Source organism: Acinetobacter sp. YH01006 (assembly GCF_013420445.1).
In the GTDB taxonomy this organism is placed as follows: Bacteria; Pseudomonadota; Gammaproteobacteria; order Pseudomonadales; family Moraxellaceae; genus Acinetobacter; species Acinetobacter pseudolwoffii.
Window position 1 is genome coordinate 48,627 of sequence record NZ_VOYB01000009.1, and the last position, 13,874, is coordinate 62,500.

The 13,874-nt window shown below is 41.0% G+C and carries 16 protein-coding genes; all 16 read left to right on the forward strand.

Annotated elements, in window-relative coordinates; translation table 11 throughout:
- Nucleotides 1-54 precede the first annotated feature (54 nt).
- The 16 genes from FTT73_RS09385 (at nucleotide 55) to FTT73_RS09460 (ending at nucleotide 13,683) form a co-directional block, all read left to right on the forward strand.
- Nucleotides 55-537: a phage tail tube protein gene (locus FTT73_RS09385; RefSeq protein WP_180191338.1), complete on the forward strand. Its 483-nt coding sequence runs from the start codon at nucleotides 55-57 to the stop codon at nucleotides 535-537.
- Entirely contained in the window at nucleotides 534-983 is a 450-nt protein-coding gene (locus FTT73_RS09390; RefSeq protein WP_180191339.1) for a hypothetical protein, read from the forward strand. Before FTT73_RS09385 ends, FTT73_RS09390 begins: the two co-directional genes overlap by 4 nt.
- A 41-nt stretch (nucleotides 984-1,024) precedes the next feature.
- Entirely contained in the window at nucleotides 1,025-1,195 is a 171-nt protein-coding gene (locus tag FTT73_RS09395) for a hypothetical protein (protein ID WP_373686441.1), read from the forward strand.
- A 64-nt stretch (nucleotides 1,196-1,259) separates the two neighbouring features.
- Nucleotides 1,260-1,913 carry a hypothetical protein gene (locus FTT73_RS09400; protein ID WP_257232868.1) on the forward strand — a complete coding sequence of 218 codons (654 nt, stop codon included), beginning with the start codon at nucleotides 1,260-1,262 and terminating at the stop codon, nucleotides 1,911-1,913.
- A gap of 62 nt (nucleotides 1,914-1,975) precedes the next feature.
- A complete protein-coding gene (locus FTT73_RS09405) occupies nucleotides 1,976-4,594 on the forward strand; it encodes a phage tail tape measure protein (RefSeq protein ID WP_180191340.1) in 2,619 nt (872 codons plus the stop codon).
- Nucleotides 4,591-5,772: a hypothetical protein gene (locus tag FTT73_RS09410; protein ID WP_218955696.1), complete on the forward strand. Its 1,182-nt coding sequence runs from the start codon at nucleotides 4,591-4,593 to the stop codon at nucleotides 5,770-5,772. The genes FTT73_RS09405 and FTT73_RS09410 overlap by 4 nt, the downstream gene beginning before the upstream one ends.
- A gap of 1 nt (nucleotide 5,773) precedes the next feature.
- Nucleotides 5,774-6,823 carry a DUF2163 domain-containing protein gene (locus FTT73_RS09415; protein WP_180191341.1) on the forward strand — a complete coding sequence of 350 codons (1,050 nt, stop codon included), beginning with the start codon at nucleotides 5,774-5,776 and terminating at the stop codon, nucleotides 6,821-6,823.
- Nucleotides 6,823-7,038, forward strand: coding sequence for a hypothetical protein (locus tag FTT73_RS09420; protein ID WP_120375889.1), 216 nt, complete (start codon nucleotides 6,823-6,825; stop codon nucleotides 7,036-7,038). Before FTT73_RS09415 ends, FTT73_RS09420 begins: the two co-directional genes overlap by 1 nt.
- Nucleotides 7,039-7,045: 7 nt before the next feature.
- Nucleotides 7,046-7,276: a hypothetical protein gene (locus FTT73_RS09425; RefSeq protein WP_180191342.1), complete on the forward strand. Its 231-nt coding sequence runs from the start codon at nucleotides 7,046-7,048 to the stop codon at nucleotides 7,274-7,276.
- Nucleotides 7,269-9,995: a phage tail protein gene (locus tag FTT73_RS09430; protein WP_180191343.1), complete on the forward strand. Its 2,727-nt coding sequence runs from the start codon at nucleotides 7,269-7,271 to the stop codon at nucleotides 9,993-9,995. Before FTT73_RS09425 ends, FTT73_RS09430 begins: the two co-directional genes overlap by 8 nt.
- The gene (locus tag FTT73_RS09435; RefSeq protein WP_180191344.1) at nucleotides 9,988-10,872 is read left to right on the forward strand and encodes a hypothetical protein; all 885 of its coding nucleotides are present in this window, start codon (nucleotides 9,988-9,990) and stop codon (nucleotides 10,870-10,872) included. Before FTT73_RS09430 ends, FTT73_RS09435 begins: the two co-directional genes overlap by 8 nt.
- A 21-nt stretch (nucleotides 10,873-10,893) precedes the next feature.
- Complete coding sequence (locus tag FTT73_RS09440; protein ID WP_180191345.1) at nucleotides 10,894-11,865, forward strand: acyltransferase family protein; 972 nt, start codon at nucleotides 10,894-10,896, stop codon at nucleotides 11,863-11,865.
- A 61-nt stretch (nucleotides 11,866-11,926) separates the two neighbouring features.
- A complete protein-coding gene (locus FTT73_RS09445) occupies nucleotides 11,927-12,499 on the forward strand; it encodes a DUF1640 domain-containing protein (protein WP_180191346.1) in 573 nt (190 codons plus the stop codon).
- Nucleotides 12,483-12,737, forward strand: coding sequence for a hypothetical protein (locus FTT73_RS09450; RefSeq protein WP_180191347.1), 255 nt, complete (start codon nucleotides 12,483-12,485; stop codon nucleotides 12,735-12,737). Before FTT73_RS09445 ends, FTT73_RS09450 begins: the two co-directional genes overlap by 17 nt.
- Nucleotides 12,737-13,312 carry a lysozyme gene (locus FTT73_RS09455; RefSeq protein ID WP_180191348.1) on the forward strand — a complete coding sequence of 192 codons (576 nt, stop codon included), beginning with the start codon at nucleotides 12,737-12,739 and terminating at the stop codon, nucleotides 13,310-13,312. The genes FTT73_RS09450 and FTT73_RS09455 overlap by 1 nt, the downstream gene beginning before the upstream one ends.
- A complete protein-coding gene (locus tag FTT73_RS09460) occupies nucleotides 13,309-13,683 on the forward strand; it encodes a hypothetical protein (protein WP_180191349.1) in 375 nt (124 codons plus the stop codon). Before FTT73_RS09455 ends, FTT73_RS09460 begins: the two co-directional genes overlap by 4 nt.
- Nucleotides 13,684-13,874 lie beyond the last annotated feature (191 nt).

Sequence of the window (13,874 nt, forward strand, 5' to 3'; positions counted from 1 at the left end):
CATAGCACCCAACCGGGTGCTTTTTTTATGCCTAAAATTGAGGAGTAGCTACTCATGGCGAAGAAAGGTGTTTTATCTCAGGGTACGCATGTATGGATTTTGCATGGCGAAACCCCAACACTAACAAAAATGAACTGTATCAAGGCTTTGGTTTTAGGCGATGACAGTACCACGGAAATCAGTACAACCTGTCTGGAAGAAGAAACCACAGCAACTTCGGATTGGGGTTTAACCACTCCGGGTGAGGGTTCGATCCAGATTGATACTGATCCTAAAAACGCAACTCACATGACTTTGCTTGAGCTTGCAGCAGATCGTGCCGAAGTTGGCGTGTATGTAGGTTGGTCAGATGGGGATGCGCCGCCGACAGTTGCGAGTAGTTCCGTAACTCTGCCGACAAGTCGCACATGGTCGTCTTTCCGCGCAATTCTGCGTAAAGGTTCGGCTGTATTTGATGCTGATGCACTTGTGAACCATACTGTGCCAATGAAGCGCCAGACTGAAGTAACTGATGAATTTAAGGTGAGTGCACCATGAAGAAATTAAACTCTGCCGCACTACTGGCATTTTCGGGCGCTGCCTTATCTGGCTTGGTGTCAAAGTCCCCAAAGTTCATTATTAATGATGAGCCAATGGAGGCTGATGTACTGATCAAATCATTGAGTTACGATGAAGTGACCAGTATGTTCAAAGATCAGGAAGTGGAGAAAATTACTGTTGCTGATGTGGTTAAAAAGCGCGTTTTGTTGACAGTTTATAATGCTGACACGAAAGATCCGCTATACCCTGATCTGGATGCAGTTGGTCAAACTCACCCAGCCATTCTAAATGCGCTCCATGATTCAGCTGATGAAGTGAATGATTTTTTGGGAAAGAACAAGTTGAAGTTGAAGAACACGAACTCTGGTGCGAACTCATCCTCAACGGAATCGGTGGAAGAACCATCGAGCAAGCCAAAAAGAAAATCACCCCAAAAGAGCTGAGAATCTGGCAGGCTTATCGAAACAAGTATGGCTCATTTAATGTGGGTCGTCGCATAGAGCAGGGTGTGGGTAATCTATATGCGCTTTATTTCAATGGTAAAGTTGAAGAAGACAAGCGTGTTGATGCTCGTATCTTTATGCCACATGAGGATATTCCAGAACTGACCTTTGAAGAACAGCGCTTACAAGCCATTAAGAAGAAATCAGGTTAGCTTGGTTTCTTTTTCACCTAATAATTAGTATCTTGTCCTGAATAACAAATATTTGGGGTGGGGTATGGCGATTAAGCCTTGTAAGGAATGTAGTGCACCAGTCAGCGATAAGGCTGAAAGCTGCCCAATGTGTGGGGCAAAACAGCCAAAGGACACCAGTGTTTTAACTTGGATATGTGTGGGTATTTTAGGGCTGGCTGCCATAATCTGGATGTATTCCGATAAGACCACTAGTGCATCATCGCGGGTAGCATCGACAACTCAAGCAACAGAAACGGAAAATGTAAAACCAAAAAACTGGCAATACGAAACCTCTAAAGATGAGATGCGAGGTGTTGAGTCTAGGTTTGCAACTACGGTCAGCACCAACACGGTTAATTTTGATTTTCCTTATAATGGAGGATCAAAATTAATACTAACCCTGAGAGAGCGCGGATCGGAAGTGGATGTCATGGTAACTATCACAAAGGGTCAAATCCTTTGCGGTATTCGGAGTTGCGAGGCTGCCTTCAAATTCGATAATGGTGCGGTGCAATCCATAACCATGTCTGGGCCTGATAACCATTCCTCAGACATGTTATTCGTGTCATATGATAAAACTGAAAGTAATGTTATTAATCAGCTTAAAAATAGTAAAAAATTAGTAATTGAGGTTCCTTTTTATCAGGAAGGTAAAAAGCAATTTACATTTGATGTGAGTGGCTTGGAATGGAATTAATGATTTAAAAAATAACCATCAAAGCGTCCGAAAGGGCGCTTTTTTATTGCCTAGAGGTTTATATGTCTACAAGACTCGGGACACTCACATTAGATTTAATCGCACGCATTGGGAGTTTTACAGGCCCGATCAGGGACGCGGAAAGACAAACTCAGACCAGTTTTGAAAAAATGCGGAAGCACGTAAATAGTTATGGCACTATGGCGATTTCTAGTGCAGTGGCTGTGGGCGCAGGCGTGCTTGCCATGGCGAATGAGTATACTAACGCGGCCCGAGAGCTTCAAATCTTTGCCTCTATCTCTAATACCACAACCCAAGAATTTCAAAAGATGGCTGTGGGCGCTGAGACCATGGGTATCAGTTCGGAAAAACTATCCGACCAGTTAAAAGACTTTAATGAAAAGTTGGGTGAGTTCATCACTATTGGTTCTGGTGGTGCGGTTGATTTCTTTGAGCAGATCGCGATTAAAACTGAAGGGTCGGCAGAAGGTGCGCGAAAACTTGCACTTGAAATGCAAAACCTATCTGGCCCTAAAGCGCTTCAGCTTTATGTGGACAAATTAGAAGAGGCGGGTGTTACTCAGCAACAAATGTCTTTCTATTTGGAAAGCATGGCATCCGATACAACCAATCTTATCCCGCTCTTAAGAGATGGTGGTAAAGGTTTTGAATATTGGGCTGATGCGGCTGAGCGTGCTGGTGTAATCATGGATGAGCACGCCATAGAAAAAGCAAATGAGCTTCGTGTTCAAATGGATTTGCTTAATCTTCAGTTGCAAGGCGTTAAAAATCAATTTATTCAAGGTCTGATGCCTGCACTTGTGTCGGTTGGCGATGGTCTTTCTGATGCTACATTGCAAACCAATTTAATGTCAGATGCTGGCGAAACACTCGGCGAGGTGTTTAAGGGTGTTGCAGCAACAGGAATGGGTGTTTATGCGGTTGTAAAAATGCTTTCCAACTCTATTGCGGGTCTTGCAGCCCAAGCTGTTCAGTCAAAACAGATGGTGGATAAGGCAGCAGATGGTCAAGGGGTTCTTGCTAATCTTCCGGGGGTAAAGGCTGTTAAAGCATTGGTTTTAGGTGTGGCTAATGCTCGCACAAATCCAGATAGTGCTGTTCAGATGGCAGCTCAGGATAATGCTCAGGTTGCTGATGATGTAGCAAACTCTATTAATCGTATTTACAACGATGCTGTTAATCAGTCTGTGTCAGCTATGGCGAAAATCCAAAATAGTCAAGTTGGCGTAACGAAAGGCTCTGACGAATGGATTAAAAAGCAAAACGAAGCAGCCAAAGCCACTAAGGAAAACACAAAAGCTCAGAATGAGCTAAACAAGGCTATCGAGCTGGGCAATAGGCTGATCTATGACTTTGGTGATGAGCAGCTACGCATCTCGGAAGACTTGAAAAAAGACCTTGCAGATATTCAGTCAGCAGCATTAAAGCCAGATGCAAAAGCACGCTATGCAACGCTAGCGCAGATGCAGGCGGATGCTCGTAAAAAACTATATATCGCAGAGCTGGATTTTGAATTAAACGAGCATAATTCTACGGAGGAGCGGAAGCTTGCTGATGAACTTCGCATTAACAAGTTGCGTCTGGATGCTCAGCGTGGCCTTAACAAGAATGAGATCGAGTTAAGAAAGCAGGCACTTGATAAGGTATATAGCCAAAACCTAACCATGCTTCGTATTTCACAACAAAAGGAGCTACTTCAAACCAAGCAGCTCTGGATGTCTGCATCTGAATATGCTGAACAGTATTACGCCTTAGTGCGGGAAGAAATTCTTAATACAGCAAGCTATTCCCCTGAAACTAAAGACGCGATGATCAAGCAGGCAAACATGCAGCAAGGCATGGAGCAAAATGCTGAACGTGAAAATGTTTGGGCGGATTATCAAGATATGATGGGTTTAGATAAGTCGCCATACCAGCAAGATATGGAGTTATTGGCTGAAGCACGTGCCCAAATGTTGATAACGGAGGAAGAGTATCAACAGCAGCGACTAGGGATGCAAATGTCTTATGGATCACAGTATGGAGCTGACTTTGCCGGAATGATGATGGGCTTAGTTGATTCTTCAAGTACAGCGTACGCCGTACTTGGAGGTATTCAAAAAGGTGCAGCTTTATTCTCAACTGCCATGAATAGTTATGCAGCTATTTCAGCCGCTTGGGCATCCTCGCCGTTCCCGTATAATTTGCCAGCCGTTGCTATGGCTACAATGGAAACAGGACTGCTTCAGGCAGCAGTATCAGCCTTAAGTCCTACCGGTTATGCTGACGGTGGATTTACTGGATACGGTGGGAAGTATGATCCTGCTGGTATTGTGCATAAAGGTGAAGGGGTATTAACGCAAGAAGAGATTGCGGCATTGGGCGGTCCTTCGGGTTTTAACGCTCTTCGCCAGTCAATTAAAAATGGTTTCTCGGATGGTGGTTTGGTTTTGGATGCACCAAAGGTTTTAAACCCGAGCCAAAACAAAGACATTAACAATTATTTGAGCCAGGCACGTGAAAACAGTAATTCACAGCAATCTACACCCCAAAACCTTCAAATCAACAACATTCTGGATCCTTCAATTGTTGGTGATTTTATGGGAACGTCTTCGGGTACAAAAACATTCATGAACTTCATTAAAAACAATCGATCTTCAATTAAGGCGATGATTGCATGAAAATAACCACTGAGAATTTTGGTGAAGTGGTTTTATTAACTTCGCCTGCACTGGTTGGTGCCACTGAAAGTATTGGGTTTAAAACCGATGTTTTCGAATCGAAAAATGGCACTGAGACACGTATTCCACTCAAAGATAAAGCCCGGCAAACGCTGGGCTTTTCTTCCATTGTGCTTAAAGAAGAAATTGCAAAAAACTTTAATGTGCAATGGGGCAGTATTCGTAAAAACTGGGCTGTTCCATTATTTCAAGAATCTCAATTCGTTGGTGATGTTGTTTCTGAAACAGTTGTGATTGACGAGCAAGAAGTAGAGCAAACGTCGGTTTTATGTCGAACTGATATTTTCTCTTTTTATGATGGTTGTCTTGTACTGTTAAAGAATGATACTGAGCAAATTTTAGTTGAAGTACAAAAAGTTGAAAGTGATCGCTTGGTACTTGCGAATGCTGTGAATATTACTAATGCAAAACTCTATCCGGTGCGTGTGTGTTTTATTAATGGTGATATTTCGCGGCAGATCAGTGGATTGCATACACAATCATCTATCACATTTATTGTGATTGACGAGCTAGAAGTTATTGAAAGTGTGCCGGAGCAGTTTCTTGCAAATGATCTACACAAATTTTGCTTGATGCTTGATGGCAGCAGTCTTGAAGCCACAATCTCTCAACAGCAAAGCATCATCAATAACGAAGTTGGTGTTATTTATCAAGGTACTGATTGGGATTTTGCGCGCTATAGCAAGCAGTATCGAACCATTTTACGTGGTCCAGAAGAGTTATATGTATATCGGCAATTTCTATTTCGCCGCCGTGGAAAGTATAGACCATTCTGGTTGCCGACATATGAATCCAATATGCGCTGTAAAAGCACTGGGTTTGTTTCGTCGGTACTGCTGATTGAGTCTGATCAATACAAACAGCTTGCAGATCAGCGCAAGCATATTGCAATTAAAAGCAATGGAGTTTGGACAGCACATACCGTCACAGCATCGGCCATAGTGTCGGGTAGCACTGTTCAAGTCACACTGTCACCAGCACTCAATAAAAATGCATCGAGTATTAATTTGATTTCATATCTAGGATTACATCGACTCGATGCAGATTCAGTAGATTTAAATTATCAGGGCGCAGGTCTTGTTGAGGTGTCTGTGCCAATACTAGAAATTGGGGTTTGAAATGGGTATAGCTAAATTTTTTCAATCACTCACCAACTCTGCTGTTCGCCGTGAGCTTTATGAATTTACACGAGGTGATGCAAAGTTTTATTACACGTCGAGCGATAAGTCTGTTCAGGATGGCGAAATAATCTATGAAGCGATCACATTAACGAGATCGGCAATTGATTCAAGTTCAGATTTAGAAAAAAACTCGATTGATATTACCTTTGCACTGAATAGTAAATTTGCCCAAGACTGCCTGCGTTCAGCACTTGAAGAAAATATCCTGGTTAAAGTGAGCAAGTTGCAATTTGGCAATATATCAACCTTGTGGCAAGGGCGTGTTACTGCAGTTAAGCCTGATGGTGTAGAAATTACACTGAAATGTGAAACGGACTATACAAGCTTGGGGCGTGCCGGTGCGCGTTATAAGTATCAGCGAACTTGTTGTCATGATCTGTATGGCAGTGGCTGTAAGCTAGATAAATCACAATGGGGTATTCAAACAACAGTTAAATCAGTGGACAAATTGAATGTGCAACTTCGGGATTTAGCTGTTGATGACAATTATTTCAGACTTGGTATGTTGCAGAGCAGTACAGGTGTAAATGTAGCAATTGAGTCGAGTTCTGGGCAATCAGTCACTTTGATTCGTCGCTTAGATACATTGGCTGACCAAGTGACGACTGATGAAGCGTTGTTGGCATATAACACGACAAAGCAGACTTGGCTGCAAGCTATAAATGCAGAAACGATTGCAACATCAGCCTTGATTGAAGCTATTGCAGATCGTGATGCTTTAGACCCAGCGAGTCCGACTTATGAGCAGGACTTATTGGATGCTCAAGCAATTGTCGATCAGAAACAAAGCGAACTCGATAACGCTCATCAACAGACACAAGATGCGCAAAATGCATTTGATGTGGCATCTGAATCAGTGTTTTTTGTGACAGTTTATCCTGGCTGTATGAAGTCTTTAACAGCATGTCATCGATTCAATAACACGGACAATTTTCTCGGCTTTGCATATATGCCAGAGGATAATCCGACAACAACGAGGATTGTGTAATGTTTGCCATTATTGCCGCAGTCGTTGCGGTTGCGGTTGCTGTCTTTTCATATATTCAGATGCGTAAAGGTCAAAAATCCAGATTGACACCTGGTGAACTTGATGTGACCTCTGCAGATGAAGGTGGATCAATTCCTGTCATTTTTGGGACCTGTGATGTTGCACCAAACGTCACAGCATTTTTAGCCGGTACGCCACAAGCCATCAAAAAATAGGTGAGTCATGGAATCACAAAATAGCCCGCACAAAGCGGGCTTTATTTTTGTCCATCATATACGTGCTTGCAGCATGTGTACGATCAAAGCAAGACGCTTTTTTTTGAATCACGGCTTAACCAATGCCGAGATACAGGATTTTTTTGATAACGGAATGGCTATAGAGCGTTTTGAGAAACTGTTTGGCCATGATGCAATGGCGCAGCAAGTGATTATGAGGGCTAAAGAAGATGGCTAAAAAGAAAAAGCAAACGATTGGCTACAAATACTTTGCCAGTGGCCATTTTGTTTTATGTCATGGCCCGATTGATGCAATCACTAAGATTTCATTTCAGGACAAAGATGCATATTTAGCAGAGGAAAATGTAAATAAAACGATCTATGTCAATAAGCCAAGCTTATTCGGTGGTGATGAACAGCAAGGTGGTATTCAGGGCAATATTGAACTTTTGTTTGGGCATGCGACTCAGCAAAAAAGTAGCACTTTGCAGAGAATTTGCGCAAAAATTTCTAATGCGTTTAGTGGATTGATCTCAGCATATCGGGGTGTATGTTCTGTTGTTTTTGATAATGTTTACATTGGCACAGCACCGAATATGCCCGATTCGAAATGGCGTGTTAAGCGAATTCATACACGTCATGATGGTGAACAACAGTGGTATGACGCTAAAGCTGAAATTCTACCCCCGCCGAGTGTTGATAATCCAGCCTACAATTTTTCAAAGCTAAATTGGGAAATGGTTGGTGCCGCAGGGGCGAATGGTAATTCTGATCGACCGGTCGGCAATTTTGGAACGTCTAGTTTTATCATAAGCTCAGCCAACATTCCTGCAAATGAGATTTTTGAAATCAGCATTGCGATTACAGCATCAACAGAATTCCGTAACGTTGTCGGTGGTGAGCAAGTTGGACAATACAGTTGGATAAGAAAAGGAGGTGTATACGGTGCTAGTGCTTCTTATAACCGCTATATGATTCAAATCAGTGATCCTCCTGAAACGTATTATTTTAATCACGGGGTGTCTCAGCAAAATTACGATGACAGTGAACGTTTTGCAATTATAAAAGTGAAAGTTAGAAATGGGGCAAGAGTAACGTGTATTTGTGATCCTGTAGATGCTCAGATGGCTAAAGGAGCAAAACTTGGATACTACCAATATATGCGTTTTGATGCTGCCAGTGGTCTTGATCGTGATATAAATCCGGCTCACATTATCCGTGAGTGTTTAACAAATCAGGTTTGGGGTATTGGTGTTTCTGAATCAAACATTGATGATGTCTCTTTTAAAAAAGCAGCAGATACACTTTTTGATGAAAATATGGGTATGTCGATTAAATGGACTGACTCGACTTCAATCAATGAGTTTGTTGATAACATTAAAGAGCACATTAACGCACAGCTATATCTAGACCGAGTCACGAATAAGTGGAAGCTTTATTTGATTCGAGATGATTATGACGTTGCAGATTTAATTTCCCTTGATGAAAGTAATATTCGTAATCTCGATTTTGAGCGTCGTACTTTAGCTGAATGCGTAAATTCAGTCACTGTAACTTACTGGGATCGTGAGCGTGCTAAAGATTCAACTGTAACAGTTCAGGATATTGCGCGGATCGCACAACAGGGCGGTGTTATTTCACAATCCATTGATTACAAGGGATTTACCAATAGTGATTTAGCGAGTCGTGTTGCATTACGAGATTTAAAAACACTTTCAAGTACATTGGCATCAGTGTCTTTTGATGTTGATGAAAGTTTTTCAGAGTCTTGGCACGAAGGGATGCCATTTAAGCTATCTGATGAAAGTTATGGATTATCTGAAGCTGTAATGCGCATTCGAACGATTAAGCGTGGTGACGGTATTAATAATACTGTTTATGTCGAAGCAATTGAGGACTCTTTTAGCAGTCCGATGCAAAGCGTAGTTGAATATGTACCACCAATCACAAGTGGTGATAGCACTGCGAAAGATTCGACAGCGATTGCATTTGAAGTGCCATACATCGAGCTTGTTGAGCAGTACGGCCAAGATGAAGTTGATTCAAAACTTTTAAATTATCCAGATATTGGCTATGTCGGAATGGCAGCAATACGTCCAAATAATCAGCATGTCAATGCAAGTTTATATGTGGATTCAGGTGCAGGTTACGACGAAAGAACAACGCTGGATTTTTGCCCAGGCGCTACTTTAAAAACAGCAATTGGTTACACCGATTCTAACTTTGAGCTAGAAAATGCATCTGAGTTTGAATTGCTTGAAGTCAATCATCGAATTCAAGTAGATGATGAAATCATGGCTTTTGTTAGTTTTGACACAGTAACAAATATGCTGACTGTTAAACGAGGTTGTTTTGATACGGTGCCACAAAAGCATGTTCCTGGATCTTTTGTCTTTGGTTGGGATAATTATTCAGGTATTGATGATTTAGAGTATTTAAGTGGGGAGTTTCTATCTCTCAAAGCGCTTACTCTAACCGGATCTGATGTTCTTGAGCTTAATAATGCAACTGCGCATGAATTGACTTGTGTTGCGCGTGCAATTCGTCCGTATCCACCTGCGAATGTAAAAATTAATGGCGAGTATTATCCAGAAGAAATTGAGACAGACTTAATTTTGACTTGGTCTGATCGTAATCGTTTGCAAGAAACAGGGGGCACACCATTAAGTTTCTTTGATAATGATGTCTTGATCGAAGCAAATACACAGACGCATTTAATTTTATCGCAACTTGATGAAAATCAAATTGAGCTTGCGACTTCAAATGCGAATGTAACAGGTGCAACGAGTTACACGATGGCAATTTCAACAATGCAAGCTGATACTCGCTTTTTAAAAATCACGCTGAAAACGGTCAGGGATGATTACGATTGCTTACAACCATTTGAATACATTGTTGAGTTATCGCAATTCTTCTCAGCACCATATGATCTAGCAGTTGAGTTTAAAAATGACTAATCGTTTAGAACTAAATTGGAAATTAGATGGTTTTGTTGATGAGCAGCGTTACTACTGCTCTGAAACACCGATAGATGTAAATGACTTACCTACAGCTAAAGCTATTCTGTCTGCAGATGTGAGAACGTATCTTGATACTACAATTGAGACTGGTAAAAAGTATTATGTGCGAATTGGCTCTGTGAAAAATGGAGTTGAAAAAATAAGTGCTGAATCTACAGTAAATACAATGGTTGATGGCCCAAGAAATATTGCTATTGTTACTGATGTAGTTGGGAATGCATCACCGGTTGCGCTGAAAGGTGTTCTTGAGACATACGGACACACTGTGACAATAGTTGCAAGTGGGACATTTACTTTGGAATCCGCATTGCAATATGACTTGTTAATCGGGTCTCGAGTAAAAGCATCCGAAGCAGCGTCTAACGTAATAGTGGCAGCGTTTAATGCAGGCATACCAGTTCTTTGCTCCAATCATGCAGGAATTAACCAGGCTCCGCATACATGGTCGATTCGACTTCGGCTTTTACCGAGCATGCTTACAACAGGGAAAAACGACAATTCAATTTATCGTTTTGCTGATTATGCAAATATCTTTGCAAAAGTCGGGATTACTTTGCCTGATTCTAGCCCGCCATACACTGGTGTCGATTATAGTTGTTACACAACAGGCAGTGTCGCACCTGGTGCCGTGATACTTGCTTATAGAAATCAAACAGATGGGCATGCTTCAATTGTTGTTGCTGAAAAGGGCAGTTTGAACTTAGATGGTAGTCCTTTCCCTGCAAAAATTGCGTTCATTGGTGCCATGTTTAATCAGTTTACTCAGGTGACGAAGGATACAATTAATGAGACTATTAAGTGGTTGACAAGATAATTTAAAGAATATGAGGTGATTATGCGTACTGTTGCTAGAGATGACGTGATAGACAAAACGAAGGGAATACTTATATTTTTTGTTGTTTTTGGTCATTTTCTAGAGCAGTACGCAGGTTGGGATGATGAAGCATCAGGATTTTTTTTAAGATCTATTTATTTGTTTCATATGCCAGCTTTTATATTTATCTCTGGAATGTTTTTTAAAGCAGAAAATTGGAAGAACAGCTTTTCAAGATACTTTGCAATTTTTATTGTATTTCAAATCTTATACATCATCTTTGATTTATTAATCTCAGGGGGGGGGAGTTTTGAAAAGTGGGTCAATAGGCCGTACTGGATCATGTGGTTTATGTTCACATTAAGTATTTATTGTTTGATTACACCAATTCTTATGCAATATAAGCAAGCTATGATCGCATCTATAATTTTATCTGTTTATATAGGATTGGTTAGTACAGATAATTATCCATATTCAATTGGGCGTACTTTGTCTTTCTTACCATTTTTTATTGCTGGTGCGCTCTATGGTAAAGAATTGTGCAACGTTGTAAGGGCTAAGAAGACAACTCTTTTTCTATCGCTATTTATTTTGACAGTTATTTGTTTTGCTAGCTATTTTGTCGAAATAAATCCGAAGTGGTTGTTTGGGGTTTCTAATATTAATGATTTTGGTCACAATTATATTTATGCAATTTTCATTAAATTATGTTTATTAGTTATTTCATTTTTAGCTGTTATTTCATTAATTCGAGTGTCTGTATTTTTACCTGATTTTCTGAAAATATTGGGAAATAACAGTTTGTCGATATATTTGTTCCACGGATTTATCATCTTGTTGGTTGCACAATTTATTGAATTCACGCAGTCTGCATACGTATTGGTCTTGGTATGTTTTGCTGCATCGATAGCAACATGCATGATTTTTAAAGAACATGTTTTTTCATCGATTATTGCAAGTCTTACAAAGCCTATTTCGAAAGTTTTCAAATAAAATTTTCAACCATAAAGCACCTTTCGGGGTGCTTTTTTATTACCAAAATTTAGGGGGCACAATGTCAAATGACTATTCGACTGATCCACCACCCATAACACCCAGCCAGCTTTACGCAATTTCAGACAATATTAATCAGCTGAGGCAGGGTATGGAGAAGTTGGCAGATCTACCTCAGAAAATCGACCGAATGAGTATGCAGTTTGATCAGCTTCAAGAGAAACAACAGAACCTTGATCACAACCTGCAGAAGATTCGGGAAAATCTGGAAGAAGATCTGGATCGCACTAAAACCAGTCTGCGATCTGAGATTAAGCAAATCAGGCTCGATGCCGAGGTAAAGCATAAAGAAGTCGATCTGCAGATCCGGGTACTCCATGAAAGTAAAACCAAAATCGATAGTGTGACTAATTTAGTTCGATGGGGTGGGATTGCAATCATCGGTGTTTTTGCAGCTGCCTGGAATAATCAGACTGCTAAAACTGACACTGTAAATGCCTTAACCATGGCCAACAGTCAAAAAATCCAGGTTCTTGAAAAACAATCTGACCAACTCTTAAGAACCACTGAAGAAATCCGCAACAAACTTTATGAACGCAATTATGTGAGAGGAAACAATGAAATTAGTAGATAATGCCCGACAGTGGTATAAATTCTGGTCCATCCGATTAAGCGCTTTAGGCGCTTTTTTATTGTCTGTATGGTTTGCGTATGGTAGTGAAATTACCACCTGGTGGATGATTTATGCAGCAGAATATTTCCCATTCTTAAGCCCACAAACAATCAAATGGATTGGTTTATTATTGGTGATTGCGGGGCAGTTGGCTCGACTGGTGAAGCAGCCACAATTGGTTAAAAAGGGTGAGGTCTAATGAAACATATTTTTGATTTCTTGCGAAAGATCAGTGGTGGCAAACTTACCCAGAAACAGGTTGATGCTGCAGATAAGCTGATTGCAACTGCTTATGATGACCTGAACGACATGCTGGGTATCGCCACAGATGAAATGCACATCAGCCCAAGTGGTATTGATCTGATCCGTAATTTCGAAAGCCTAAGGCTCAATGCGTACGATGATGGTGTGGGTGTATGGACTATTGGTTATGGCACCACTAAATACCCGAATGGTATACGTGTCAAAAAAGGGGATATATGCACATTGGAACAAGCCAAAAGTTATATGCAACATGACCTGAAAAAATTTGAACGGACTGTAAATAATGCGGTCAATGTTCCGATTAGTCAGAACCAGTTTGATGCCTTGGTTTCATTGGCCTATAACATTGGACCTACCGCATTTGAAGAATCCACTTTGGTCAAAAGACTGAATGAGAAAAATTATAAGGCGGCAGCTGATCAATTTGGCTTATGGGTAAATGCTCGTGGTAAACGCCTGCAAGGTCTGGTGAATCGCAGGAAAATTGAAATGGAGTTATTTTTAAAATGACTCTAAACCTATTATGGAAATACAAACACTGGATCGCAATTGCGGTCTTTTTTGTTTTATGGGTGGGGCAAATTGCCTATACCAATCATTTGAGCGGAAAGCTGCGTAAGTCCAGCGAGCTGTGCACAGCAAAAATTCAAGAGATAGAACAAAAGCATCTCAAGGCTCTGTCTGAAAAAAAAAATCAAATTAACCAGGTGAGTGCGGATTATGAAGCAGCAAAATCAGAGCAGCGCTTGCAAGTCGAAACAGTTACACGTGAAGTACAAAAGATCATTGATCGTCCTGTGTATCAGCAGCATTGCTTTGATGATGATGGCCTGCAGCAACTCAACTCACTTATCGCCAGCGGTGCCAGCAAACCTCCTTGAGCCCTGTCCTGATTTGCAAAAGTTAGAATCAGGGCAGGGTAAGGTTGCTTTGGTCTGGTCTATTGATGTAGTGGCTAAATATAACGACTGTAAGGCACGTCATGGCGCTATTGTGAAGGCCCTCAAGTGAGGGCTACACAGCTCATTCTATTGTGACGAATGTGAATGTGGGGGATTTGCGTGAAGGCTTT

What these genes read in the sequence shown, in the direction of transcription:
- FTT73_RS09390 (WP_180191339.1), top strand. Translation starts at nt 534, where the DNA reads ATGAAGAAATTAAACTCTGCCGCACTACTGGCATTTTCGGGCGCTGCC.
- FTT73_RS09435 (WP_180191344.1), top strand. Translation starts at nt 9,988, where the DNA reads ATGACTAATCGTTTAGAACTAAATTGGAAATTAGATGGTTTTGTTGAT.
- FTT73_RS09420 (WP_120375889.1), top strand. Translation starts at nt 6,823, where the DNA reads ATGTTTGCCATTATTGCCGCAGTCGTTGCGGTTGCGGTTGCTGTCTTT.
- FTT73_RS09455 (WP_180191348.1), top strand. Translation starts at nt 12,737, where the DNA reads ATGAAACATATTTTTGATTTCTTGCGAAAGATCAGTGGTGGCAAACTT.
- FTT73_RS09440 (WP_180191345.1), top strand. Translation starts at nt 10,894, where the DNA reads ATGCGTACTGTTGCTAGAGATGACGTGATAGACAAAACGAAGGGAATA.
- FTT73_RS09400 (WP_257232868.1), top strand. Translation starts at nt 1,260, where the DNA reads ATGGCGATTAAGCCTTGTAAGGAATGTAGTGCACCAGTCAGCGATAAG.
- FTT73_RS09425 (WP_180191342.1), top strand. Translation starts at nt 7,046, where the DNA reads ATGGAATCACAAAATAGCCCGCACAAAGCGGGCTTTATTTTTGTCCAT.
- FTT73_RS09450 (WP_180191347.1), top strand. Translation starts at nt 12,483, where the DNA reads ATGAAATTAGTAGATAATGCCCGACAGTGGTATAAATTCTGGTCCATC.
- FTT73_RS09430 (WP_180191343.1), top strand. Translation starts at nt 7,269, where the DNA reads ATGGCTAAAAAGAAAAAGCAAACGATTGGCTACAAATACTTTGCCAGT.
- FTT73_RS09460 (WP_180191349.1), top strand. Translation starts at nt 13,309, where the DNA reads ATGACTCTAAACCTATTATGGAAATACAAACACTGGATCGCAATTGCG.
- FTT73_RS09410 (WP_218955696.1), top strand. Translation starts at nt 4,591, where the DNA reads ATGAAAATAACCACTGAGAATTTTGGTGAAGTGGTTTTATTAACTTCG.
- FTT73_RS09405 (WP_180191340.1), top strand. Translation starts at nt 1,976, where the DNA reads ATGTCTACAAGACTCGGGACACTCACATTAGATTTAATCGCACGCATT.
- FTT73_RS09445 (WP_180191346.1), top strand. Translation starts at nt 11,927, where the DNA reads ATGTCAAATGACTATTCGACTGATCCACCACCCATAACACCCAGCCAG.
- FTT73_RS09415 (WP_180191341.1), top strand. Translation starts at nt 5,774, where the DNA reads ATGGGTATAGCTAAATTTTTTCAATCACTCACCAACTCTGCTGTTCGC.
- FTT73_RS09385 (WP_180191338.1), top strand. Translation starts at nt 55, where the DNA reads ATGGCGAAGAAAGGTGTTTTATCTCAGGGTACGCATGTATGGATTTTG.